The sequence below is a fragment of the uncultured Dokdonia sp. genome, assembly GCF_947492535.1.
Classification (GTDB): Bacteria; Bacteroidota; Bacteroidia; order Flavobacteriales; family Flavobacteriaceae; genus Dokdonia.
On the sequence record NZ_CANLNH010000006.1, the window covers coordinates 172315 to 195726 of the forward strand.

Sequence of the window (23412 nt, forward strand, 5' to 3'; positions counted from 1 at the left end):
GTTTTTTGTTATTTTTGCCACACATGAAATTTACAGCAGCCCAAATAGCAGGAATATTAGAAGGAACAGTAGAGGGTAATCCTGAAGTTCAAGTTTCTAAGCTTGCAAAAATAGAAGAAGGAACATCTGGATCACTTACTTTTTTAGCTAATCCTAAATATACCTCATACCTATACACGACAAAAGCATCTATTGCTATTGTTAATACCGACTTTGAATTAGAAAATGAAATAGAGACTACACTTATACGAGTGGAAGATGCTTATAAATCTTTTTCAAAACTATTGGAATATTATAATCAGGTAAAACTTAATAAATTAGGTATAGAGCAACCAAGTTATATTTCTGAGTCTGCTATCTATGGAGAAGGACTTTATTTAGGGGCATTTTCATACTTAGGTGATAATGTAAAAATTGGAAGTAATGTCAAGATTTATCCTAATGCATATGTAGGAGATAATGTTGTTATCGGTGATAATAGTGTATTGTTTTCTGGAGCAAAAGTATATTCTGATTGTATTATAGGAGAATCCGTATACATCCATAGTGGTGCTATTGTAGGTGCCGATGGATTTGGTTTTACACCTAATGAAAAAGGAGAATATAGTAAAGTGCCTCAAACAGGAAATGTCATTATAGAAGATTATGTAGATATTGGAGCGGGAACTACCATAGACAGAGCGACCTTAGGATCTACAATAATTAGACAAGGCGTAAAGCTAGATAATCAAATACAGATTGCTCATAATGTAGAAATAGGAGCTCATACGGCTATTGCAGCACAAACAGGAGTTGCTGGTTCTACAAAAATCGGAAAAAATTGCCTCATTGGTGGACAAGTAGGAATTGCTGGTCATATCACAATAGGGGATCGTGTTCGTATTCAAGCACAGTCTGGAATTGGACGTAATATAAAGGATGACGAAGTTTTACAAGGATCTCCGTCATTTGGATATGCAGATTGGAACCGATCATATGTGCATTTTAAAAACTTACCTAAAATAGTTCAAAAGGTTAATCAACTCGAAAAAAAGATAAATCAATGAGTGAAGCTAGAACTCAACAATGTACAATAGCTAAGGAAGTTACGTTGACTGGTGTAGGATTACATACAGGAGATAACGTAACAATGACTTTTAAACCAGCTAATGAAAATCACGGATATAAATTTCAACGTGTAGATCTTGAAGGAAGCCCTATTATTGATGCAGATGCTTCATTAGTAACAAACACCCAACGAGGAACCAATCTTGAAAAAAATGGTGTTACTATTCAAACAACAGAACACGTCCTTGCTGCTTGTGTAGGCTTAGAAATAGATAATATTTTAATAGAACTCAATGCATCTGAGCCTCCTATCATGGATGGTTCTTCAAAATTCTTTGTAGAAGCATTAGAAAAAGCAGGAATTAAAGAGCAAGAAGAATGTCGTAATGAATATGTAGTAAAAGAAGTAATTTCTTATGTAGATGAAGATTCTGGAAGCGAGATTATTTTAATGCCTGCAAATGAGTATCAAGTTACAACCATGGTTGACTTTGGTACTAAAGTATTAGGCACTCAAAATGCAAGTATAAAACACCTTTCAGAATTTAAAGAAGAAATCTCTGATAGTCGTACGTTTAGTTTTTTACACGAAATAGAAATGCTCTTAGAGCATGGATTAATTAAAGGAGGAGATCTTAATAATGCCATTGTCTATGTAGATAAAGAATTATCTCCTGAAACAATGGAAAAGCTACGTGTAGCTTTTAATAAAGAACACATCTCTGTAAAACCTAATGGAATTTTAGACAATCTTACATTACATCACCCTAATGAGGCAGCACGCCATAAATTATTAGATGTTATAGGAGATTTAGCCTTAATAGGAACGCGTATAAAAGGAAAGGTTATTGCAAATAAGCCTGGACATTATGTAAATACCCAGTTTGCAAAGAAACTTCAAAAAATTATAAAGGCAGAACGTCGTAATCATGTGCCAGATGTAGATTTACACGCACCTCCAGTGAAGGATGTAAATCAAATTATGGAAATGCTACCGCATCGTCCTCCATTTTTATTGGTTGATAAAATATTAGAGCTTACTGATACGTATGTAATAGGAATGAAAAATGTAACGATGAACGAACCGTTTTTCGTAGGTCATTTTCCTGGAGCACCAGTAATGCCAGGTGTTTTGCAAATTGAAGCCATGGCACAAACAGGAGGAATTCTTGTACTTAGTACAGTACCTGATCCAGAAAATTACCTTACGTACTTATTAAAAATTGATAAAGTACGTTATAAACAACAAGTAGTACCTGGCGATACTCTTATTTTTAAACTAGATTTGATGTCTCCTATACGAAGAGGAATATGCCAAATGCAAGCAAGAGCCTATGCAAATGGCAAACTAGTATCAGAAGCCGAAATTATGGCGCAAATTGTTAAAGTAAAGAACAACTAACTATATATGAACCAACCACTCGCATATGTGCACCCAGGTGCTAAAATTGCAAAAAATGTAGTTATAGAACCTTTTACTACTATTCATAATAATGTAGTGATAGGAGAAGGAAGCTGGATAGGATCTAATGTTACTATCATGGAAGGAGCCCGCATCGGTAAAAACGTAAGTATTTTCCCAGGAGCGGTGATATCAGCCATTCCACAAGACAAAAAATTTAATGATGAAGATACAGTCACGATTATAGGTGATAACACAACCATCAGGGAGTGTGTTACTATAAATAGAGGTACTTCAGATCGTATGAAAACAGAAGTTGGAAAAAACTGTTGGATTATGGCCTATTGTCATATAGCACATGACTGTATTGTAGGAGATAATTGTATTTTTTCAAATAATAGTACACTAGCAGGACATATTACTGTTGGTGAGCATGTGGTTTTAGCAGGAATGGCTGCGGTACAACAATTCTGTACGATTGGGAGTCATGCCTTTGTTACAGGTGGTTCTCTTGTGAGAAAAGATGTACCTCCATTTGTAAAAGCAGGTAGAGAGCCGTTAAGTTATGTAGGGATTAACTCTATAGGACTTCGTCGTCGTGGATTTACCACAGAAAAAATACGTGAGATTCAAAATATTTTTAGAATTCTATACCAAAAGAACTATAATAATACACAAGCGGTAGAAATTATAGAAGCAGAAATGGAAGCTACTCCAGAAAGAGATGAGATATTGCAATTTATCAGAAATTCTCAACGTGGTATTATGAAAGGATATTTTAGCTCTAATTAATAGACTATTTCTGTATACGCTTTCGCGAAAGCGTATATAACCAGATCTTTAGATCATATAATAATCGTTTAACCTTAAATAGCAGTATAGATAAACAATACAATCTGTACGCAACACAAATATGGCAACAACATCAGACATTCGTAACGGATTATGTATTCATTATAATCATGATATTTTTAAAATCATTGAGTTTTTACACGTAAAACCAGGAAAAGGACCTGCTTTTGTAAGAACAAAAATGAAAAGTGTAACCACCGGAAAAGTGATAGATAATACCTTTTCTGCGGGACATAAAATAGAAGAAGTACGTGTTGAAACGCATAAATTTCAATTTTTATATCCAGAAGGGGATACCTATCACTTTATGAATGTAGAAGACTATAATCAGATCACACTACAAAAAGAAACAATAGATGCGGCAGAATTCCTTAAGGAAGGGAATGTAGTAACCGTATTAATTAATTCTGAAGATCAAGCGCCTTTATCTGTAGATATGCCTGCAAGTGTTATCTTAGAAGTAACACATACAGAACCTGGAGTTAAAGGGAACACTGCTACAAATGCTACAAAACCTGCAACTGTAGAAACAGGCGCAAGAGTGAATGTACCTTTATTCATTAATGAAGGAGACAAAATTAAAATTGAAACGGCTAAAGGAACGTATAAAGAAAGAATTAAGGAGTAATTCTTTTTCAAAAACACACTCGTGAAATTTCCACAAGCACATACATTACAACAAATTGCTACTATCATAGATGCAACTCCTATAGGAGATGCAAATTTCCCAGTGTTAGGCATGAATGAAATTCATGTAGTAACACCAGGCGATATTGTGTTTGTAGATCATCCAAAATATTATAGTAAAGCACTAGGAAGTGCTGCCACTATTATTTTGATTAATAAAGAGGTAGACTGTCCAGAAGGAAAAACTTTATTACTATCAGATGATCCATTTAGAGATTTTAATAAACTAACCGAGTATTTTAAAGGCTTTGTTAGTGCTTCAAAAACGATTGCAGATACTGCAGTAATAGGAGAAGGCACAGTCATACAGCCTACTGCATTTGTAGGTAATCATGTTACTATAGGTAAAAACTGTTTGATACATTCTAATGTGAGTATTTATGATCATACCGTCATAGGAGATCATGTTACGATTCATGCTGGTACTGTATTAGGAGCAGATGCTTTTTATTATAAAAAACGTCCAGAAGGATTTGACAAGCTAAAATCAGGAGGACGTGTCGTTGTAAAAGATCATGTAGATATAGGTGCGGCTTGTACCATAGACAAAGGTGTTACAGGTGATACTACGATAGGCGAAGGCACTAAGATAGATAACCAAGTACATATAGGACATGATACTGTAATTGGCAAAAAAGTATTGATTGCTTCACAAACGGGAATTGCTGGATGTGTTATCGTAGAAGATGAAGTCACATTATGGGGACAAGTAGGTATTACCAGCGGCATTACAATAGGAGAGAAAGCTGTAGTTTCTGCACAAAGCGGTGTAAGTAAATCGTTAGAAGGCAAAAAAAGTTATTTTGGTACGCCAGCTGGTGATTTTAGAGAAAAATATAAAGAGATAGCCAATCTTAGGATGGTTCCAGAACTTATAGAACAATTAAAGAATAAAAAATGAGTACAAACGGTAAAAATATCGTAAGCAATTTTTATACTTCAGATTTTTTTAATGAAACTGAAAATGTAAAAAAATACCTTCACCCAGAGATGGAACTTTTTTGGAATGCAAGAACAGGATATTCACATATGGGTATGAATGATATTCTTACGATGGCATCTGAGGCATCAAAATCTTTTGAATCTGTACGATGTGATATTACTCATTTGTTAGAAGAAGGAGATCACGTAACGATACGGTTTACCTATTTTGTTAGAATGATAGAAAATCCTAATGAAGAAGTTCCTGTTGCACATTTTATAGCTATATGGGAAATAAAAGATAGCCTTATGTATCGTGGATATCAAATGAGTCAACCGGCTGAAGAAGACCAAGAAGCGATGATTTCATATCGAGGTGTAAATTTGTAAAAATACCTTCGACAAAAGCCTATAAAAAACTATTTTTGCAAAGCAAAACTTAAAAACAAACAATGAGCGTTTTAGTAAATAAAGATTCGAAAATTATTGTTCAAGGATTTACAGGTAGTGAAGGAACTTTTCACGCTGGTCAAATGATTGAATATGGTACAAATGTAGTAGGAGGTGTTACCCCTGGAAAAGGAGGACAAACACATCTTGATCGTCCTGTTTTTAATACTGTAGAAGAAGCGGTTCAAAAACTAGGAGCAGATACAACTATTATCTTTGTCCCACCAGCTTTTGCAGCCGATGCAATTATGGAAGCTGCAGATGCGGGTATTAAAGTTATTATAACAATCACAGAAGGTATTCCTGTTGCAGACATGATCAAAGCATCAGATTATATAAAAAATATCGATTGTCGTTTAGTTGGACCTAACTGTCCAGGAGTTATTACTCCGGGAGAAGCTAAGGTAGGAATCATGCCTGGGTTTGTATTTAAGAAAGGTCGTGTAGGAATTGTTTCTAAATCAGGAACACTTACGTATGAGGCAGCAGACCAAGTTGTAAAACAAGGTCTTGGAATTACTACGGCTATCGGAATAGGAGGAGATCCAATTATTGGAACTACGACAAAAGAAGCTGTAGAATTATTAATTAATGATCCAGAGACAGAAGCTGTTGTAATGATCGGAGAAATCGGAGGTCAGTTAGAAGCAGATGCTGCAAACTGGTATAAAGATAGCGGTAGCACAAAACCTGTAGTAGGATTTATAGCTGGAGAAACTGCTCCTGCAGGACGTACCATGGGGCATGCAGGTGCGATTGTAGGTGGAAGTGATGACACGGCACAAGCAAAAAAAGCAATCATGAGAGCATGTGGAATTCATGTGGTAGATAGTCCAGCTGAGATTGGAAAAAAGATTGCTGAAGTTTTAGGATAATAGCTCAACATATTATGATAAAAGTATCATAAACTTTAAAAACCTCTTGAATTTTCAAGAGGTTTTTTTGTGCAACCCCTTACGCATTTCCTTATATTTGATACTATAGAAAAGACTAAGATTAAACGACCAACATATATGAAATTATTAGAAGGAAAAACAGCCATTATTACCGGAGCCAGTCGTGGTATTGGGAAAGGTATTGCCGAAGTTTTTGCTCAGCATGGAGCAAATGTAGCTTTTACATACAGTTCTTCTGTAGATGCAGCAAATGCACTAGAAGATACGCTTAATGCAACAGGTGTGAAGGCAAAAGGATATAAAAGTAATGCAGCCGATTTTGATCAAGCACAACAACTTGTAAAAGATGTAGCCGCAGATTTTGGAGGTATTGATATTCTTATCAATAATGCAGGAATTACAAAAGATAATCTCTTAATGCGTATGTCTGAAGAAGATTTTGACAAAGTGATCGAAGTAAATCTTAAATCTATCTTTAATATGACAAAGGCAGTGCAACGCACAATGCTTAAACAACGTCATGGAAGTATTGTAAATATGAGTTCTGTAGTAGGAGTGAAAGGAAATGCTGGTCAAGCAAATTATGCTGCCTCAAAAGCAGGTATGATTGGATTTTCAAAATCTATGGCATTAGAATTAGGATCACGTAACATACGTACCAATGTCATTGCACCTGGATTTATAGAAACTGAGATGACGGCAAAACTTGATGAAGATACCGTAAATAGCTGGCGTAACGCTATTCCATTAAAACGAGGAGGAAGTCCAGAAGATATTGCAAATGCATGTGTATTCTTAGCTAGTGATTTAAGTGCATATGTTACAGGACAAGTACTTAATGTAGATGGAGGAATGTTAACCTAAGACTCTTTCTAAGAAGCCATTTATATGACAAGCACCACCTTATTATTAATTATTGGAGCCGCAATTATCGCTTTAGCTGTTGCTCTGTTTCAATATTTTTATAAGGCTGTCTATAAGACAAAGCGAAATAGAGTATATGCTTTATTTCGCTTTTTTACTGTTTTTGGACTTTTATTACTACTAATTAATCCAAAATACAAACAAGAAACATTCTATACAGAAAAACCTTCTTTGGCCATTGCTGTAGATAACTCTGCGAGTATTCGATATTTAGGATATGATACTCGCGTAGAAGATGCTTTGGTACGCTTTCGCGAAAACAAAGACTTAAACAATGCCTTTGATATCCAGTATTTTGGTTTTGGAACAGAAGTAACAACCTTAGATTCTGTAAATTTCGCCGAAAGGCAAACAAATATTGCTGACGTTTTTTCTTCATTTACTTCTTTATATAGAAATGATGTAGCACCGGTTATACTTTTATCTGATGGAAATCAGACATTTGGAGAAGCATTTGAATACACTAGTAAAAACTTCAATCAGAATGTATATCCTATTGTTGTAGGAGATACCCTTGTATATGACGATCTTATTGTTGGTCAAGTAAATGTGAATAGATATGCCTATATCAATAATAAATTTCCAGTAGAAGTTTTTACAAATTATAATGGAGATCGCGACGTTTCTTCTAGATTAACGATACGTTCAGGAAATACAGTGGTATATCAACAAAACATTAGTTTTTCTAATCAGAAGAAATCACAAATCATTACCGCACTAATTCCTGCAAGTACCGTTGGCGTAAGACAATATACAGTAAGTCTTCAGGCTATTGAGAATGAAAAGAATACAAAAAATAATAGTAAAAACTTTGCGGTAGAAGTTATTGACCAAAAAACCAATGTACTTATTGTTTCTGATATCATTCATCCAGATGTTGGTATGCTTAAGAAAAGTATAGAGAGTAATAGATTGCGTAGTGTTACCTACGCAAAACCAGCAGAAGCTGTTGGTACATTAAATGAGTACCAACTCGTTGTTTTATATCAACCTAATGGTCTTTTTCAACCTGTATATAGAGAGCTTGAAGCTTTAGGGAAGAATAGTATGACGATCACAGGTCCAAAAACAGATTGGAATGTTGTAAATCAATTGCAAACGGAAGTATACCATGAGGTCACAACGCAAGATGAAGATGTTCAAGGAATAAGTAATCCAAATTTCTCTACGTTTGTTCTAAATGATCTTAATTTTTCTGATTTCCCTCCACTTACCACAAGTTTTGGAGACATCACATTAAAGACTGAAGCTGATATTGCCTTATATCAAAAAATAGGAACCATTACGACAGATACTCCTTTATTGGCTACTACAGATCAAAATGGTAGGAGAGGGGTATATGTATTTGGCGAAGGACTCTGGCGTTGGAGAGCACAAAGTTATATAGATACTAAGAGTTTTGAAGATTTTGATAATTTTATTGATAACTTAATTCAATATGCCGCTTCAAATAAACGAAAGAGTAGGCTTAACTTAGATTATGATTCTTTTTATTACGGGAATGGATCTGTAAAACTCTACGCACAATATTTTGACAAGAATTATGTGTTTGACAATAGAGCTGCGCTTACTATAAAAGTGATTAATAAAGAGACAGAAGAGGTCTATGATGCTCCTTTTTTACTACAACGTAATGCCTATGAAATTGATTTGAGTAATCTTGCACCTGGTGATTATTCATTTACAGTTACGGTACAAAATCAAGGATTAGCAAGGTCTGGCACCTTTACAATAGTTCCTTTTGAAGTAGAACAACAGTTTCTAAATGCTAATGTAACGGCCTTGTCACAAGTTGCAATAAACACAGATGGTAAACGATATACTATTTCAACGATTGACCCATTAATTACTTTTTTACTAAATGATACTAGGTATAGACCAGTGCAAAAAAGCACTGAAAATGTTGTACCTTTAATAGACTGGAAATGGCTATTAGGTGTTTTAGCTTTACTACTTGCAATAGAGTGGTTTATGCGAAAATATAATGGTCTTACATAATCATTAAAATAACCAAAAAAATAAATCATGGATAAATTACCAAAAATTGGATTGCCTATAGTAATTGTTTTAATAATAGCAATTGTTTTAGTGGCAAAATCTGCTGTAACGATAGATTCTGGATATGCTGGAGTATTACATACTTTAGGGAATGGGGTTAATTCTGATGAGCCAGCTTTAGGACAAGGTCTGAATATTATTGCACCTTGGAATAAAGTCATTGTATATGAAGTAAGACAGCAAGAAATTCCAGAAAAAATGTCTGTGTTATCTTCAAATGGATTGGACATTACTTTAGATGCCTCTGTGCAATATATGCCAGATGTCAATAACTTAGGAAGGTTGCATAACGAAAAAGGGGAAAGCTATTTAACTCGTGTCTTACAACCTGCAGTTCGTAGTGCTGCTAGAAGTGTTGTAGGACGTTATACTCCAGAACAACTGTATTCTAGTAAGCGTGATGCTATTCAAAATGAAATTTTTGAGGAAACAAAAAAGATTATTGATGAACAGTATATTATTCTGAAAAGAGTTTTAATTAGAGACGTAACATTGCCACCTACTATCAAGCAAGCCATTGAGCGTAAGTTAAAGCAAGAGCAAGAATCACTAGAATATGAATTTAGACTTGTAACAGCTCAAAAAGAAGCAGATAAGGCACGTATTGATGCACAAGGAAAAGCAGATGCAAACAGAATTTTAAGTGCATCCCTTAATGATCAAATATTACGAGATAAAGGTATCGAAGCAACATTAAGACTTTCAGAATCTCCAAATGCTAAAGTAATTGTAGTAGGATCTGGAGATAGTGGTTTACCACTTATTTTAGGGAATAATTAATAATATTATATCTATAGTTCATAGATTATTTTACAAAACCCATTTGGAACTCTCAAATGGGTTTTGTCTTTTTAAGATACTTATAATCGCTTTTACAATTACCCCTTGCACTTTTGAAATTGCTATTGTGTTACTTTTTAGTCCCATGTATTTTTAAGTTATAATCTTAAAACAATGAAGTTATGCTAAAAAACATGTTATTTCTTAAAGGAGTTAAACAATTAAATAAAGTGCAATTAAAGAGTACAAATGGAGGCGCTATTTTTGAAGATCATGCATTTGCATGTATTCGAACAAAAGATGTCGTAAGTCATACATTTTATGGAAATCAAAGTTCAGGCTCTGCTACTGCTTGGGTTAACGCATGGGGAAGTCTAGGATGGGACGCATCTTGTGGACATCAGGCTCACAGATAAAATTGTTTAAAATTTCAAGATAAAGCAGTAATTAGTCACCGTATTAGTTACTGTTTTTTATTTGGAAAGTGAATGTATACGCTTTCGCGAAAGCGTATAAAGAGTGCATATTACTTCAAACCGCGTCTATATAACCATAGTTTTGCATAACGCATCCAGACGGCATAAGCATGTAAATAACTTATGATAAGGCCTACCACACCATCTCTAAATCCCATTTGAACAAAATAATGTTTGAAGAAACCCCAGAAAGGTTTAATCACAAAATGAAATATACCGAGACGTCCTGTTTTCTTATCATAGTCTCTAGCTTGCCAGGCAGCATATCTATTTAATTTTTTAATATGGCTATCTAAAGTGATATATGTATTATGATGAAAACGATTTTTTAAAAAACCAACTTGACCATCTGCAATGATCTCTGCATGAACCATTTTGTCTTCATATACACATTTACTTTTTCTGAATAATCGAATTACTTTATCATTTTGCCATCCACTATATCGTACACGTTTTCCCATAAAATGGTTCGTACGATAAATCCAATACGCTACCGTTCCGTCTGTAGGTGGGTTATTAAGAATCGATATAATTTCTTTTTGTAATTCAGGAGTCACCCTCTCATCAGCATCTACTAGTAATATCCATTCGTGCGTAGCTTGTGGGATAGCCCAATTCTTTTGCGACGCAGAATACTGATACTTACGGCGTATAATAGTGTCTGTGAATTCTTTAGCAATAGTGAGTGTATTATCAGTGCTCATGGAGTCTACTACCATAATCTCATCTGCAAAAGATACAGATTCGAGAACTTCACGAATGTTGTGTTCTTCGTTACCTGTAGGGATTATAGCCGTTAATTTTTCCATAAATTTAGTAGGACAACAAAACTACTAACTTTTTTATAATTAAAAGTTTATTTTTGTACATATTATGACTCAACCATGACTAAAAATCAACCAACCTTATCAGTAGTGATAAGTACATATAATGCTATAGAATGGCTTAAAAAAACATTATGGGGTTATGCTGTACAAACAACTCAAGATTTTGAAATAGTCATAGCAGATGATGGATCAGGTACTGAAACTAAAGAAGTAATTGATACTTTTAAAAAACATTTCCCTGTTCCTATTATTCACGTTTGGCAGAAAGATGATGGTTTTCAAAAGTCCCGCATTCTAAATAAAGCAATCCTTGCCTGTACGACAGATTATATTCTCATGAGTGACGGAGATTGTATTCCAAAAAATGATTTTGTAGAACAACATATTAAATATAGAGAACCTAATTATTTTCTTTCAGGAGGATATTTTAAGCTTCCCATGAATATTTCAGAATTAATTAACCAAGAAGATATCGAACAACAAAAATGTTTTGATTTGGAATGGCTTAAAAATAATGGTTTAAAAACATCCTTCAAGAATAATAAAATTTCTGCAACAGATACATTAGCTAGCGTATTAAATTTTATAACACCTACGAATGCTAGTTGGAATGGTCATAATTCTAGTGGTTGGAAAAAAGATATTCTTAGTGTCAATGGATTTGATGAACGTATGCAATATGGCGGACAAGATAGAGAGCTTGGAGAACGATTAATAAATATGGGATTAAAATCAAAGCAAATACGTTATAGTGCTTTGTGTTTACATCTTGATCACCCAAGAGGATATAAAACAAAAGAAACATTAGAACGTAATGCTGCAATTAGGAAGAATACACGTAAAAAAGGGTATGCGTACACGTATTACGGTATTAAAAAAGATGACGATATAAAAGAATGAAAATATTAGTCACTGGAGCTGCTGGTTTTATAGGTTCTCATCTTTGTGAACGTTTGGTCTCTCAAGGTCATCAAGTAGTAGGAATAGATAATTTTTCTGATTACTATGACCCTAAACTAAAAGAAATCAATGCAAATGATATTGAAAATACGGGTGTTACACTTCTTAGAGCAGATTTATTTGATGATTTAGGTTCTATTTTACCTAATGATATTGATATTATCTATCATTTTGCTGCACAACCTGGTATTTCTGCAAAGACACCATTTACAGATTATGAACGCAATAATATCCAAGTAACTCAAAATTTGTTGCAATGGTCTATTCATCAAAATAAGAATACTCAGTTATTTATAAATATTGCCACGTCTTCTATTTATGGATTACACGCTACATCTACAGAAGAAGAAGCACCTATGCCTGTATCTGATTATGGAGTTACAAAATTAGCCGCAGAGCAATTAGTCCTCGCATCACAACGATTGGATAAACTGAATGCGTGTTCTATTCGTTTGTTTTCAGTATATGGACCTAGAGAACGTCCAGAAAAATTATACACAAAACTTATTAAAGCTATCTATGAAGGTACATCATTCCCATTATACGAAGGGAGTGAGCATCATGAACGTAGTTTCACCTATGTAGGCGATATTACAGATGGATTAGAAAAGATACTCGATCATAAAACTGTATGTAACGGTGAGATTATTAATCTAGGAAGTACAGATGTACATACAACAGGACAAGGTATTGCATTGATAGAAAAGATCATAGGGAAGAAGGCTCTTATCGAAAAAGCAGGAAAGCGTCCTGGAGATCAGTTAAAAACATCTGCTACAATAGATAAAGCAAAAATGCTATTAGAGTATACTCCTAAAACTGATTTTGAAGAAGGACTGCGCGCACAAGTGGCTTGGTATAAAGAGAAGTTTCTTTAATTATATATATTTAGATCTATCATTAATATCATAGAACATGGGAAGATGGATGGAAGCGATTAATAAAGAAAGAAAAGTTGTTTTAGAAACAACACCTTACTTTCTTCTTGATTGTTCTAAATATCTACCTAAAAGGATTAGAAAAGAATTTCCAATATTATTAGATTTAGATATTCATTCAGATAAGTGGATTGATGAATTACAAATATTAAATCTAGATACCGTTAAAGATTTAAATCAAGAACTATCTAGAGTTCGTAGAATACTAAATTTAGAAGAGTTTATTCCTAAAATAGATTCTAAAAAAAATATTATTTCACTGGACAACAAGCGAGTACGAACTGAAAGATATTAATGAAGATATTGATTTCTTGATGTCTTTCTTAAAAAAGGTTATTACATTAGGATTGGAATTAAGGATTTATTTATAAAACTATACAACTCCTATAAACTCATTTAATTTCCCTTCAATTTTTTCAGGAGTGAGTAATGAATAATAATACGCATGTCGTTTTTTAATATCCTTAAGGCTTTTAGAAACGTAAAGATTAGATTCATAATCTTGTAGGTGAACTACATGATTTTGATCATTTTCATATAATGCCCAAGCAGCTCTACGTATCCAAGGAGAGAAGATCGTAAATGTCGGAATATCCAGTGCTTTTGCCATATTGATAGCACCACCTTCATTACCTATTAGTGCGTCACATTGTGTCGTTAACGCAATAAACTCACGTAAACTTTTTCCATAAATATCTTTTAAGATATGCTGCTGTGTTTTTTCTGAACACAATTGATACAATGCGTCTACCTGATCTATTTGTTTTGGAATATAATTAAAGAGTAACCGAGCTTCTGTCGAGTGTACAATATGATCTAATAAGGTGGCTAGGTAGGGCAGAGGGTATGTCTTATTAGAAGCACTTCCTAAAATGCCTATCATATATAATTTCTGATCAGGATGTGTTCTAGCGCCTGCTAGTATTTTTTTCGCGGAAGCGGTCTCTTCATCAGTCACATAAAGTTTAGGTTTTAATGCTTTAGGAAAATCAGTATCAATGGCTTGAAGTAGCTTCATACGATTCTCTATAGCGAGCCCTGCTTCAGTTTCTGGAGTATAGTGATATGAATATAGGTCTGTGAATACAAGTTTTGTATACCATTTTTTATACCCGATGCGTTGTGGGGCTTTCGTAATTTTAGCTATACGAGCACTTCCTATTTTTGAATAGACATCAATACTAATATCATACATATAGGAAGCTAAAGAGGTATACAACTCTTTAAGTGCTTTATTACTTTTCTCCATTTCTGGAGTAAACACTATCTTTTTATCTATAAATGGATTGTTCTCTAATACAGGTAAAGTATGCTCATTAATAAGATAATGAACTTCTGCGGTTGGGTATTTATGTTTTATTGCTTCACAAAGAATAGACGATGTAAGAACATCGCCTATCATTTTGTGTTGTATAATTAATATTTTTTTACCCATATAGCGTGATTATACTGCTACATCATATTCTCTTAGAGCGTCATTAAGAGAGGTTTTTTTATTGGTGCTTTCTTTACGTTTTCCTATAATTAAAGCACACGGCACATTATATTCTCCTGCAGCAAATTTCTTTGTATAACTTCCAGGAATCACTACAGAACGTGCAGGAACTCTTCCTTTCATTTCAACAGGCGTATCACCAGTAACATCTATGATTTTTGTACTCATGGTTAATACAACATTTGCCCCTAAAACAGCTTCTTTTTCTACGCGTACGCCTTCTACAACGATACATCTACTCCCTATAAAAGCACCATCCTCTATAATTACCGGAGCTGCTTGTAATGGTTCTAATACACCGCCTATTCCTACACCACCACTTAAGTGTACATTTTTACCTATTTGGGCACAACTTCCTACGGTTGCCCATGTATCTACCATCGTTCCTTCATCTACATATGCACCTATATTTACATAACTAGGCATCAAGATAACACCGCTAGAGATATACGCTCCATGGCGTGCTACAGCATTAGGTACCACACGAATACCACGGTTTTTAAAATCTCTTTTTAGCGGAATTTTATCATGGTATTCAAAAATTCCTGCTTCTAATGTTTCCATTTGTTGAATTGGAAAATATAATACGACTGCTTTCTTTACCCATTCATTGACTTGCCATCCAGTATCGGTAGGCTCGGCAACACGTAGTGTACCACGATCAAGCATATCTACTACTTCACGAATGGCATTAATGGTAACTGGATTTTGTAACTCAGAACGATCGTCCCAAGCTTTTTCAATTAGATTTTGTAACTGATTCATTTCAATTTTTCTTATTATTTTTTATTTATATAGTTCTCAAATTGAGCAAAACTGCTAAACCGAGCTTGTATACTTCCTGTATGATCTATGAGTGCGTAGGTTGGAAACTCCCAAATAGACAAATCATAAGTCAATCGTTTTTCTAGTTTCTGTTCTCGTACATTCACCCATGGATACTCATGTTTTTCTAGATAGTTTCTCCATATGGAGAATTTGTCATCTCTAGAGACTCCTATAAGTTCTATATTATTTTCTTCAAAAATAGTATAGTTTTTGGCAATACGTTTATGATCTCTTATACATGGTGCACATCTTACAAACCAAAAATCTAATAAGTACTGTTTAGAGGGATCCAAGGTAATATTCGTTTTTTGATCATTGATATCTCCTAACTCATACTGATCAAATTGTACAGCTCCCGTGTTTAGAATACTAATCATTCGATCTGTATTATTTATAAAATGATCCTGAAGACTATCCGTTTGCATACGCATGATTCGGTAGAGATTATCTACTTTATCACGATGGTTTTGGTTACGAAACAAGAAATTCCCAACAATTGCATGCGAAAGTGGTGTATCTATATGTGTACGTATTTCAGAAATGAGAAATTTATCTATTGCTGAACTATCTACCTTAGAATCAATTAATTCTCGGTACGTATCTGTAAATTGTAACGAAGCAGTATATAAAGGAGAACTATCAACCTTATCTACTGTTACTTGCTGTTCTTCTACTGTTAAATCTATGAGTAACTGTTCTCCATCTAACCAAAACTGTTTTCCTATTCTTTTTCCTTCTGTATGTACATATACATTATAAAGGTCATTAAGATTTCTTTGAAAATCTACTTTTATGGTATCCTTATAAGGAAGGAAGAAGCTTTCTTTTTGTCCAATATCTGCTACCCATACGCTATCAATAGGTATATCAGAATGAATGACTAGATTGATATCAGATAGATTTAAATCTTCTTTTTTGCGTACTATTTCCTTTTCTTTTGTTGTTTGCTTACCACAGGACACAACAAATAGGATCACTAGTATACTAATGGGAAATCGAAGATTCATTTTTGGTTGTTACAATAAAGATCAAAGATAAAACTTCATATTTGTATACAACCTTAGATTTTCTATAATTTAACAAGATAGATACCTGAATTTACTATTCTGGTATATAGTCTTGTATTAAAAAAACAATCCTTTTTTATTTTAAGAATACTATAATAACCTGTATAGTCTGGCTAAATAACAAGATAAGGGAAAGAAAAAATAAAAGAGATCTTGATGGAAATGTTTCATATTTTTGATAAAAATATAACTATGAAAAATTTATTTACAATTCTATGCATTTTTAGTTTTATGTTAAGTAATGCTCAAAATTATCAATCAGCAGAAAGTGTTGCTTACGACGAAGCCAATGATAGATGGTTAGTTGCCAATGGGTCTAATATTATTATAGATGATGGCAATGGTAATCTTAGTGTTTTTGGAACTATGAGTGCCACCCATGGTATGGAAATTATAGGAAATATTCTGTATGCATTAGATTCTAATGTACTAAGAGGATATGATCTTGACACAGCTGCTCAAGTGATGAGTCTTTCTATTAGTGGCGTCGGTTTCTTGAATGGAATGGCTAATAATGGAGTCGATCAATTATACGTTACAGATTTTTCATTAGGAGATATTCATCAAATAGATGTATCTGATATAGATAATCCAACAAGTACTATACTAACTTCCAATGCAGGGACATCTCCAAATGGTATTTTATTTGACGGTGATAATAATAGGTTACTATTTGTAACATTTACAAGTAATGCAAGTATTAGACAATTAGATCTTACCAATAATAGTGTGAGTGATGTAATAGCAGATACTGGCTTAGGTAATATAGATGGTATTATATATAGTGAAAGCTTAGATGAATTTTATGTTTCTTCTTGGAATCCTGCTGCAATTACACGTTATACTAGTGATTTTTCTGAAAGCGCTATAATAGATGTTCCTAGTATTAATAATCCAGCAGATATAGACATCAAAGATGTAGGTGGTACTGTTACTATAGGAATTCCAATTTTCAATAATGTACTTTTTGCAGATGTCGAAGACCCATTAGCTATAGAAGAAGCTGTATTAGATTCTATTCAATTTTCTTTATCAGAAAATCCTATAACATCTTCAAGTATCATTTCATTTACATTGCAAGAAGCGAGTCAGGTTTCTATGTCTGTATATTCTATAGATGGGAAATTAATACGTACGCTATTTTCAGAAAATAATAGTATTGGAGAAAAACAAGTATCATTAGAATCATCATCTTTAGCTCGCGGGATGTATTTACTCAATATTACTTTAAATGGTCAAGTGTTATCAAAAAAAATATTGGTGAACTAAAATGTTTACTACGCTATAGTTATTGATTAATAGGAGACTCAACATATTGTAGTTATGCTTGCTCACATATCCTTTGGTTTTGCTTATTTTTGCACCAAATTTTAGAGATGGCACGCATTATTGCGATAGATTATGGGACCAAACGAACAGGAATTGCAATCACTGATGAACTTCAGATGATTGCTTCTGGGTTAACCACGGTTGAGACCAAAAAGTTAATGCCCTTTTTAAAAGAGTACTTTCAGAAGGAGCAGGTTGAGGCGATGGTAATAGGAGAGCCTAAACGTATGAATAATGAAGCTTCAGATGTGGAAGCACACATTATACGCTTTCGCGAAAGCGTACTCAAGACCTTTCCAGATTTAAAGATCATTCGTCAAGACGAACGTTTTACCTCTAAAATGGCTTTCCAAACAATGATTGATAGCGGAATTGGAAAAAAGAAAAGACAAAACAAAGCACTTGTTGATCAAATAAGCGCCACAATAATATTACAAGATTACCTCTATAATAAATAAGTATATGATTTTACCTATAGTAGCCTACGGAGATCCCGTTTTAAAGAAGAAAGCAAAACCTATTACTAAGGATTACCCTAAGCTTCCTGCACTTATAGATAATATGTTTGAAACCATGTATGGTGCTAACGGATTGGGACTTGCGGCTCCTCAAATAGGACTTTCTATTAGAATGTTTTTAGTAGATACGTCTCCCTTTGCAAACGATAAGGAGTTTACAGAAGAAGAGCAGGCCGTATTTAAAGACTTTAAAAAAGTATTTATAAATGCTGAGATTTTAGAAAGTACTGGAGATGAATGGGCATTTAATGAAGGATGCTTAAGTATTCCAGGCATTACAGAAGATGTATTTAGAGAATCTACGATTACTATAAAGTACCAAGACGAAAATTTTAAAGAATACACAGAAACGTATGACGGAATCATTGCACGTGTGATTCAGCATGAATATGATCATATAGAAGGAGTTTTGTTTACAGATAAACTATCGAGCCTTAAGAAACGTATATTAAAAGGAAGGCTTGCTAATATCTCTAAAGGAAAATGTGATGCCGATTATCGTATGCGTTTCCCAGCAGTTTCTAAAAAGAGATAAGGAAAGTGTTAAATAAATGACAAAGACCACATTTTCTTATACAATAAATTTTGATTTTACATTAGGGCAATGCATATTTGCCGACCAAATTTGATAAAAAAACATATGGGTTTAGATAAAATATTATCCATTTCTGGAAAACCAGGTATTTACGAATTAAAAACACAAACGCGTAGTGGGTTTGTCGCAGAATCTTTATTAGATGGAAAGCGTATATCTGTAGGATTACGCCATAACGTGAGTATTCTTTCAGAGATAGCAATATATACACTAACAGAAGAAATTCCATTACGTGAAGTATTTGAAAAAATAAAAACGAAAGAAAATGGAGGACCTACCATACATCATAAGGTTTCTAAAGATGAACTAGAAGAGTTTTTCTTTAACGTGGTACCAGATTATGATGAAGATCGTGTATATCCTAGTGATATTAAGAAAGTAGTACAATGGTACAATATCTTACAGAAAAATAATTTGATGGACTTTTCTGCTCCTGAGGCTACTTCAGACGAGGAAGAATAGTGCATAACTTTTTATAAAAGCATACGGCCTTTGCAATTAGATTGCAAAGGCTTTTTTAGTTTAGAGGTATAGTATATATTTAACACCAATCATATAAATACTAATCAATAAATTGATGAAAAATTTAAAATACCCATTAACAGGAGCTATTGTAGGATTAGTTTTGGGTGTGTTTTTTGGTTTTATATTTGATTCATTTTATACTAAAAAATCAGAATTAGAGAATAAACAAAGAATCCAAGTAATTTTATTTGGAAGTATTGGAGTCGTAGGCGGATTAATAATAGGATCAAAAGTAGCAGCAGAGGAACAAGAAAATATAAACAAAGAAATAGAGTATAATAATAGTATTGTCACTAAGAACTGTTTATGGTGCAAAAGTATATTTGAATATTCTAAATTAGAATATTCAAATAAAAATTATTGTAATACTTGTATAAGAGTAATTAGTAAAGATTACATTATAAAGATTCAAGAGATCCAAAAGCTTCTTATTGGTATTAATGAATTGAAAAGAAATTCAGCAATATTAAAAAGACTTGAGAAAATGAATACAATAGCCAATGAATTAATGATATATGAAAATGTCGACCTAGAAATGATTAGTAAAAAACCATCTGAAATTTTAGAAATGGTAGGTGAGTATCAAAAATTAGTTAATTAGAAAGTTCTTACAATTCAATTTAAAAATTAAGATTTCCGCCTTCGCGGAAATGAAATATACCTATGAACACAAGACAGCAACAACTAGACGCCATTGATAGACTCTTAACCATAATGGACGAACTTAGAGTAGGATGTCCGTGGGATAAAAAACAGACCATGCAAAGTTTACGTCATCTTACGATAGAAGAGACCTATGAGCTAGGCGATGCGATTCTAGATAATGATCTAGAAGAAATCAAGAAAGAACTTGGAGATTTGCTATTGCATATTGTGTTTTATGCTAAGATTGGAAGTGAAACCAAAGACTTTGATATTGCCGATGTAGCGCATAGTATTTCAGATAAATTGGTAGATCGTCATCCTCATATTTATGGAGATATAGAAGTAGCAGACGAAGCGGAAGTACAACGCAACTGGGAAAAGCTTAAACTTAAAGAAGGAAAGAAATCTGTCTTAGAAGGTGTGCCACGTAGTTTACCCGCGATGGTAAAAGCCAGCCGCATTCAAGATAAAGTGGCTGGGGTAGGGTTTGATTGGGAAGAACCACAACAAGTTTTTGAAAAATTACAAGAAGAGCTAGGGGAGTTGCAAGACGAAGTCAATGCAAATGATCAAGAAAAAATAGAAGCCGAATTTGGCGATGTGCTTTTCTCTATGATTAATTATGCACGTTTCTTAAAAGTAGACCCAGAAAGCGCTTTAGAGCGTACCAATAAGAAATTCATAAAACGATTTCAATATCTTGAAAGTAAAGCTGCGACGCTTGGTAAAAATCTAAGTGATATGACACTCGCCGAAATGGATGTTTTTTGGGAAGAGGCAAAGAAGTTATAATCAAACTGGATGCTTACGGTTAATGGTTAATGATTAATAGTGTGGTATATAAAATAATCACAGATATCATGTAACCTATAACCTATAACGTATAACGTATAACGTATAACGTATAACGTATAAAATTACACACTATTTCCTTTTCTTCCCTAAATGTTCTTTTATTTCAGCAACCTCTTGAAGTAATTGTGTGACAGAGGCATCTATTTTTACCAATGCTTTTGCAGTCATTGTTGCTCTGGTGGTTGCATCTTCGTGAATATATTGTAATTCAGGTTCATTCAAATCGGTTAATGCTTTAAGCATATCACCTTTACCCGTAAGTAACCACTCTATATTTAAGATAGGATACTTTTCTACAATCAAATCTATTTTTTCAAGACTAATACTTCGTGTAATATTATTGATGTAGCCATTAGAAGCATTAATTGATCTCTCAAAAGCTTTTATGGTGATTTGCTGGGACTCAACAAATAATCGTGTTCTAGTCTTTATACTCATATTTATAGATGCAATCTAAAAATAGAATAACACTCTACTTAAATTAATAATAGTAGAGTGTTATTCTATTGTCGCTTTTGTTAGTGCGAACTGTTGCACAAAGTAATAAATAATAACATAAAAAGTAAAATAATAGCACTTTATAGCAAAGTAATGAGGAATGTTCAAAAAGCGTATTATAAAAGTGAAGAATGACCGCTTATAATTTAAAAAACAGTCTTTTAACAAATAAGAAATGTATATGAGAATATAAAATGGGCATTAAGAAGTATTATTTCTTCTTTTTTATAAGTTGTTCCTTTATTTCAGAAACCTCATGTAATAAGTGTGTAACCGAAGCATCAATTTTGACTAACGCTTTTGCAGTGATAGAAGCTCTTGTTGTTGCATCTTCTTTAATATATTGAGATTCAGGTTCGTGAACATCCATCAAAGATTTAAGCATTTGCCCTTTACCAGTCAGTAACCACTCGATATTTAGTAATGGATATTTTTCTACAATGAGATCTATTTTTTCAAGACTAATACTTCGCGTAATATTATTGATATACCCATTAGAAGCATTAATTGACTGTTCAAAAGCCTTCATTGTGATCTCTTGAGACTTTACAAATAATTTAGTTCTATCATTAATACTCATACGTAAACACCTCATTTAAAATAGAATAATGCTCTATTTTATTTTGTAATATTAGAGTAATACTCTATCTTTGTAATTCATTAGAGCAAACTGTTGCACAAAGTAATGAATAATAACATAGAAAGTAAAATAATGGAACGTAAAGAGCTTAAATCTAAGCTCGGATATGGTGATATTGTAAAGATTGCTGTCTTGTCAGATACAGAGAGAACAACTGTTCACAGATGGTTTAGAGGGGAAACAGACAACCCAGATATCGCTTTAGCTGTAGAAGGTTTAATTGCTCTTAAAATGCAAATTGTTTCTGAGAGACTTAAAAAATTAGCAAAGAAGAAATAGAGTAGTACTCTATTTTAATCATAAATCACCCCTTAGTGGCGATGCATATATTTATAGCACCCTAAAAAGACTATAATAAACCGCTACTTGTTTGAGAAGCACTCAATATGTCTATTCTCAAAACCAATGCAACACATGGCGTATAAAGCACCACATTATATGCCACTGTGTTGTATTATTAATAAAATTTAATTGCATCTAATCTTTAAAATACCAAACCGCTGTATGCTTTTATTATTCAGTACATTTTCTACCACCATATACCCTCCAAAAGTAATAGACTGTTCAATTAAAAAAATAAACAAAGAACTTGTTGCGCTTAAAAATAAAGGACAAGAAATCCGAATGAAATTAATGCCATTACTCGCAGATCCTATAAAAGAAGAGGATGTAAGTAAAAAACTGAAGCAATATGCAATGATTACTAAAATGCAACAGCAAGATCAATATAATCAAGCGTACTTAAAAACCCTCTTTTCTAATTGTGATTGGCCTAAAGAACTTAGCAAAGAAGCACATACCGCCATCTATCTCATATTACAGCATAGCGATGATGCCTTAATGCGTATGTATTATCCTAAAGTAGAGGAGATGGTTTCTTTAGGATATCTAGACCCAGATGATGCAGCAACTATGTATGATAGATTACAGATGAATGCTGGCTTACCACAAAGATATGGTACACAAACGTTTGAAAATACAAATAATCAAAACGCCGTTTGGCCTATTGAGAATCTAGAGCAACTACCTAAGCTACGTGCTTCTGTAGGACTTGCGTCTATGTATGAATATATCAAAGAAACAAAAGAAAGTATTGGTGTTGCTATTGTTTGGGATAAAACACTCACACTACAAGATGCTATTCGATTTAAGAAGTAAACTACCTCGGGGTAAGTCCATGAGGCATGTACACGAAGCTA

At 33.5% G+C, this 23412-nt stretch carries 28 protein-coding genes; 22 read left to right on the forward strand and 6 right to left on the reverse strand.

Annotated features, from left to right (window positions below; all coding sequences use genetic code 11):
- Positions 1-23 precede the first annotated feature (23 nt).
- The 11 genes from lpxD to Q1A60_RS10315 all read left to right on the forward strand — a co-directional run bounded on the left by lpxD (position 24) and on the right by Q1A60_RS10315 (position 10433).
- Positions 24-1046 (forward strand): UDP-3-O-(3-hydroxymyristoyl)glucosamine N-acyltransferase, encoded by a 1023-nt coding sequence (gene lpxD / locus Q1A60_RS10265; RefSeq protein ID WP_299764643.1) that lies wholly within the window; start codon positions 24-26, stop codon positions 1044-1046.
- Positions 1043-2449 (forward strand): bifunctional UDP-3-O-[3-hydroxymyristoyl] N-acetylglucosamine deacetylase/3-hydroxyacyl-ACP dehydratase, encoded by a 1407-nt coding sequence (locus tag Q1A60_RS10270; RefSeq protein WP_299764641.1) that lies wholly within the window; start codon positions 1043-1045, stop codon positions 2447-2449. Before lpxD ends, Q1A60_RS10270 begins: the two co-directional genes overlap by 4 nt.
- Before the next feature lie 6 nt (positions 2450-2455).
- On the forward strand, positions 2456-3241 hold the full coding sequence (gene lpxA, locus Q1A60_RS10275) for an acyl-ACP--UDP-N-acetylglucosamine O-acyltransferase (protein ID WP_299764639.1): 786 nt from the start codon (positions 2456-2458) through the stop codon (positions 3239-3241).
- Between the two features lie 121 nt (positions 3242-3362).
- Complete coding sequence (gene efp / locus Q1A60_RS10280) at positions 3363-3929, forward strand: elongation factor P (RefSeq protein ID WP_299764637.1); 567 nt, start codon at positions 3363-3365, stop codon at positions 3927-3929.
- A gap of 21 nt (positions 3930-3950) precedes the next feature.
- Complete coding sequence (locus Q1A60_RS10285) at positions 3951-4889, forward strand: UDP-3-O-(3-hydroxymyristoyl)glucosamine N-acyltransferase (protein WP_299764634.1); 939 nt, start codon at positions 3951-3953, stop codon at positions 4887-4889.
- Positions 4886-5299: a nuclear transport factor 2 family protein gene (locus tag Q1A60_RS10290; RefSeq protein ID WP_299764632.1), complete on the forward strand. Its 414-nt coding sequence runs from the start codon at positions 4886-4888 to the stop codon at positions 5297-5299. The genes Q1A60_RS10285 and Q1A60_RS10290 overlap by 4 nt, the downstream gene beginning before the upstream one ends.
- Before the next feature lie 62 nt (positions 5300-5361).
- On the forward strand, positions 5362-6234 hold the full coding sequence (sucD, locus tag Q1A60_RS10295) for a succinate--CoA ligase subunit alpha (RefSeq protein WP_299764630.1): 873 nt from the start codon (positions 5362-5364) through the stop codon (positions 6232-6234).
- A gap of 138 nt (positions 6235-6372) precedes the next feature.
- Positions 6373-7119, forward strand: coding sequence for a 3-oxoacyl-[acyl-carrier-protein] reductase (gene fabG, locus Q1A60_RS10300; RefSeq protein ID WP_299764628.1), 747 nt, complete (start codon positions 6373-6375; stop codon positions 7117-7119).
- Between the two features lie 24 nt (positions 7120-7143).
- On the forward strand, positions 7144-9177 hold the full coding sequence (locus Q1A60_RS10305; protein WP_299764625.1) for a VWA domain-containing protein: 2034 nt from the start codon (positions 7144-7146) through the stop codon (positions 9175-9177).
- 27 nt (positions 9178-9204) lie between these two features.
- Positions 9205-10017: a prohibitin family protein gene (locus Q1A60_RS10310; protein ID WP_299764623.1), complete on the forward strand. Its 813-nt coding sequence runs from the start codon at positions 9205-9207 to the stop codon at positions 10015-10017.
- Positions 10018-10199: 182 nt separating this feature from the next.
- A complete protein-coding gene (locus Q1A60_RS10315; protein WP_299764621.1) occupies positions 10200-10433 on the forward strand; it encodes a hypothetical protein in 234 nt (77 codons plus the stop codon).
- 110 nt (positions 10434-10543) lie between these two features.
- On the opposite strand, the gene Q1A60_RS10320 is transcribed toward Q1A60_RS10315, so the two are convergent.
- Positions 10544-11302, reverse strand: a complete 759-nt coding sequence (locus tag Q1A60_RS10320; protein WP_299764618.1) for a glycosyltransferase family 2 protein — start codon at positions 11300-11302, stop codon at positions 10544-10546.
- A 75-nt stretch (positions 11303-11377) separates the two neighbouring features.
- On the opposite strand from Q1A60_RS10320, the gene Q1A60_RS10325 reads away from it, so the two are divergent.
- Genes Q1A60_RS10325 through Q1A60_RS10335 form a run of 3 tightly spaced genes read left to right on the forward strand, consistent with a single transcriptional unit; the run spans position 11378 to position 13513 of the window.
- Complete coding sequence (locus Q1A60_RS10325; RefSeq protein ID WP_299764616.1) at positions 11378-12220, forward strand: glycosyltransferase family 2 protein; 843 nt, start codon at positions 11378-11380, stop codon at positions 12218-12220.
- A complete protein-coding gene (locus Q1A60_RS10330) occupies positions 12217-13158 on the forward strand; it encodes an NAD-dependent epimerase/dehydratase family protein (protein ID WP_299764614.1) in 942 nt (313 codons plus the stop codon). The genes Q1A60_RS10325 and Q1A60_RS10330 overlap by 4 nt, the downstream gene beginning before the upstream one ends.
- Before the next feature lie 37 nt (positions 13159-13195).
- A complete protein-coding gene (locus Q1A60_RS10335) occupies positions 13196-13513 on the forward strand; it encodes a hypothetical protein (protein WP_299764612.1) in 318 nt (105 codons plus the stop codon).
- A gap of 78 nt (positions 13514-13591) precedes the next feature.
- On the opposite strand, the gene Q1A60_RS10340 is transcribed toward Q1A60_RS10335, so the two are convergent.
- Genes Q1A60_RS10340 through Q1A60_RS10350 form a run of 3 tightly spaced genes read right to left on the reverse strand, consistent with a single transcriptional unit; the run spans position 13592 to position 16548 of the window.
- Positions 13592-14653, reverse strand: a complete 1062-nt coding sequence (locus Q1A60_RS10340; protein ID WP_299764610.1) for a glycosyltransferase family 9 protein — start codon at positions 14651-14653, stop codon at positions 13592-13594.
- 9 nt (positions 14654-14662) lie between these two features.
- Entirely contained in the window at positions 14663-15478 is an 816-nt protein-coding gene (locus Q1A60_RS10345) for a 2,3,4,5-tetrahydropyridine-2,6-dicarboxylate N-succinyltransferase (RefSeq protein ID WP_299764608.1), read from the reverse strand.
- Between the two features lie 14 nt (positions 15479-15492).
- Complete coding sequence (locus tag Q1A60_RS10350; RefSeq protein WP_299764606.1) at positions 15493-16548, reverse strand: thioredoxin-like domain-containing protein; 1056 nt, start codon at positions 16546-16548, stop codon at positions 15493-15495.
- Between the two features lie 252 nt (positions 16549-16800).
- Here Q1A60_RS10350 and Q1A60_RS10355 point away from each other — a divergent pair, with 252 nt between their 5' ends.
- From Q1A60_RS10355 to mazG, 6 genes are all read left to right on the forward strand, one after another.
- Positions 16801-17877, forward strand: coding sequence for a T9SS type A sorting domain-containing protein (locus Q1A60_RS10355; protein ID WP_299764604.1), 1077 nt, complete (start codon positions 16801-16803; stop codon positions 17875-17877).
- A 107-nt stretch (positions 17878-17984) separates the two neighbouring features.
- Positions 17985-18395, forward strand: a complete 411-nt coding sequence (gene ruvX, locus Q1A60_RS10360) for a Holliday junction resolvase RuvX (RefSeq protein WP_299764601.1) — start codon at positions 17985-17987, stop codon at positions 18393-18395.
- A 4-nt stretch (positions 18396-18399) separates the two neighbouring features.
- On the forward strand, positions 18400-18990 hold the full coding sequence (gene def / locus Q1A60_RS10365) for a peptide deformylase (RefSeq protein ID WP_299764599.1): 591 nt from the start codon (positions 18400-18402) through the stop codon (positions 18988-18990).
- A gap of 105 nt (positions 18991-19095) precedes the next feature.
- Complete coding sequence (locus tag Q1A60_RS10370) at positions 19096-19512, forward strand: DUF5606 domain-containing protein (RefSeq protein WP_299764597.1); 417 nt, start codon at positions 19096-19098, stop codon at positions 19510-19512.
- 115 nt (positions 19513-19627) lie between these two features.
- The gene (locus Q1A60_RS10375; protein ID WP_299764595.1) at positions 19628-20176 is read left to right on the forward strand and encodes a hypothetical protein; all 549 of its coding nucleotides are present in this window, start codon (positions 19628-19630) and stop codon (positions 20174-20176) included.
- A gap of 62 nt (positions 20177-20238) precedes the next feature.
- On the forward strand, positions 20239-21012 hold the full coding sequence (gene mazG / locus Q1A60_RS10380; protein WP_299764593.1) for a nucleoside triphosphate pyrophosphohydrolase: 774 nt from the start codon (positions 20239-20241) through the stop codon (positions 21010-21012).
- 132 nt (positions 21013-21144) lie between these two features.
- Here mazG and Q1A60_RS10385 read toward each other — a convergent pair whose 3' ends face one another.
- The gene (locus Q1A60_RS10385) at positions 21145-21513 is read right to left on the reverse strand and encodes a hypothetical protein (protein ID WP_299764591.1); all 369 of its coding nucleotides are present in this window, start codon (positions 21511-21513) and stop codon (positions 21145-21147) included.
- Positions 21514-21784: 271 nt separating this feature from the next.
- Positions 21785-22153: a hypothetical protein gene (locus Q1A60_RS10390; protein ID WP_299764589.1), complete on the reverse strand. Its 369-nt coding sequence runs from the start codon at positions 22151-22153 to the stop codon at positions 21785-21787.
- Positions 22154-22258: 105 nt separating this feature from the next.
- Between Q1A60_RS10390 and Q1A60_RS10395 the strand changes: the two genes are divergently transcribed.
- Both Q1A60_RS10395 and Q1A60_RS10400 read left to right on the forward strand, forming a co-directional pair.
- Positions 22259-22492 (forward strand): hypothetical protein, encoded by a 234-nt coding sequence (locus tag Q1A60_RS10395; RefSeq protein WP_300007664.1) that lies wholly within the window; start codon positions 22259-22261, stop codon positions 22490-22492.
- Between the two features lie 225 nt (positions 22493-22717).
- A complete protein-coding gene (locus Q1A60_RS10400; protein ID WP_299764585.1) occupies positions 22718-23371 on the forward strand; it encodes a DUF6624 domain-containing protein in 654 nt (217 codons plus the stop codon).
- The last annotated feature ends 41 nt before the right edge of the window (positions 23372-23412 follow it).

Bases quoted from the DNA above. Each gene is read 5' to 3' on its own strand.
- Q1A60_RS10395 (WP_300007664.1), top strand. From the start codon at position 22,259: ATGAATAATAACATAGAAAGTAAAATAATGGAACGTAAAGAGCTTAAA.
- Q1A60_RS10355 (WP_299764604.1), top strand. From the start codon at position 16,801: ATGAAAAATTTATTTACAATTCTATGCATTTTTAGTTTTATGTTAAGT.
- Q1A60_RS10320 (WP_299764618.1), bottom strand. From the start codon at position 11,302: ATGGAAAAATTAACGGCTATAATCCCTACAGGTAACGAAGAACACAAC.
- Q1A60_RS10325 (WP_299764616.1), top strand. From the start codon at position 11,378: ATGACTAAAAATCAACCAACCTTATCAGTAGTGATAAGTACATATAAT.
- lpxA (WP_299764639.1), top strand. From the start codon at position 2,456: ATGAACCAACCACTCGCATATGTGCACCCAGGTGCTAAAATTGCAAAA.
- lpxD (WP_299764643.1), top strand. From the start codon at position 24: ATGAAATTTACAGCAGCCCAAATAGCAGGAATATTAGAAGGAACAGTA.
- Q1A60_RS10345 (WP_299764608.1), bottom strand. From the start codon at position 15,478: ATGAATCAGTTACAAAATCTAATTGAAAAAGCTTGGGACGATCGTTCT.
- Q1A60_RS10375 (WP_299764595.1), top strand. From the start codon at position 19,628: ATGAAAAATTTAAAATACCCATTAACAGGAGCTATTGTAGGATTAGTT.
- mazG (WP_299764593.1), top strand. From the start codon at position 20,239: ATGAACACAAGACAGCAACAACTAGACGCCATTGATAGACTCTTAACC.
- Q1A60_RS10400 (WP_299764585.1), top strand. From the start codon at position 22,718: ATGCTTTTATTATTCAGTACATTTTCTACCACCATATACCCTCCAAAA.
- Q1A60_RS10330 (WP_299764614.1), top strand. From the start codon at position 12,217: ATGAAAATATTAGTCACTGGAGCTGCTGGTTTTATAGGTTCTCATCTT.
- Q1A60_RS10350 (WP_299764606.1), bottom strand. From the start codon at position 16,548: ATGAATCTTCGATTTCCCATTAGTATACTAGTGATCCTATTTGTTGTG.
- def (WP_299764599.1), top strand. From the start codon at position 18,400: ATGATTTTACCTATAGTAGCCTACGGAGATCCCGTTTTAAAGAAGAAA.
- Q1A60_RS10340 (WP_299764610.1), bottom strand. From the start codon at position 14,653: ATGGGTAAAAAAATATTAATTATACAACACAAAATGATAGGCGATGTT.
- Q1A60_RS10390 (WP_299764589.1), bottom strand. From the start codon at position 22,153: ATGAGTATTAATGATAGAACTAAATTATTTGTAAAGTCTCAAGAGATC.
- fabG (WP_299764628.1), top strand. From the start codon at position 6,373: ATGAAATTATTAGAAGGAAAAACAGCCATTATTACCGGAGCCAGTCGT.
- Q1A60_RS10335 (WP_299764612.1), top strand. From the start codon at position 13,196: ATGGGAAGATGGATGGAAGCGATTAATAAAGAAAGAAAAGTTGTTTTA.
- ruvX (WP_299764601.1), top strand. From the start codon at position 17,985: ATGGCACGCATTATTGCGATAGATTATGGGACCAAACGAACAGGAATT.
- sucD (WP_299764630.1), top strand. From the start codon at position 5,362: ATGAGCGTTTTAGTAAATAAAGATTCGAAAATTATTGTTCAAGGATTT.
- Q1A60_RS10310 (WP_299764623.1), top strand. From the start codon at position 9,205: ATGGATAAATTACCAAAAATTGGATTGCCTATAGTAATTGTTTTAATA.
- Q1A60_RS10270 (WP_299764641.1), top strand. From the start codon at position 1,043: ATGAGTGAAGCTAGAACTCAACAATGTACAATAGCTAAGGAAGTTACG.
- efp (WP_299764637.1), top strand. From the start codon at position 3,363: ATGGCAACAACATCAGACATTCGTAACGGATTATGTATTCATTATAAT.
- Q1A60_RS10370 (WP_299764597.1), top strand. From the start codon at position 19,096: ATGGGTTTAGATAAAATATTATCCATTTCTGGAAAACCAGGTATTTAC.
- Q1A60_RS10385 (WP_299764591.1), bottom strand. From the start codon at position 21,513: ATGAGTATAAAGACTAGAACACGATTATTTGTTGAGTCCCAGCAAATC.
- Q1A60_RS10290 (WP_299764632.1), top strand. From the start codon at position 4,886: ATGAGTACAAACGGTAAAAATATCGTAAGCAATTTTTATACTTCAGAT.
- Q1A60_RS10305 (WP_299764625.1), top strand. From the start codon at position 7,144: ATGACAAGCACCACCTTATTATTAATTATTGGAGCCGCAATTATCGCT.
- Q1A60_RS10315 (WP_299764621.1), top strand. From the start codon at position 10,200: ATGCTAAAAAACATGTTATTTCTTAAAGGAGTTAAACAATTAAATAAA.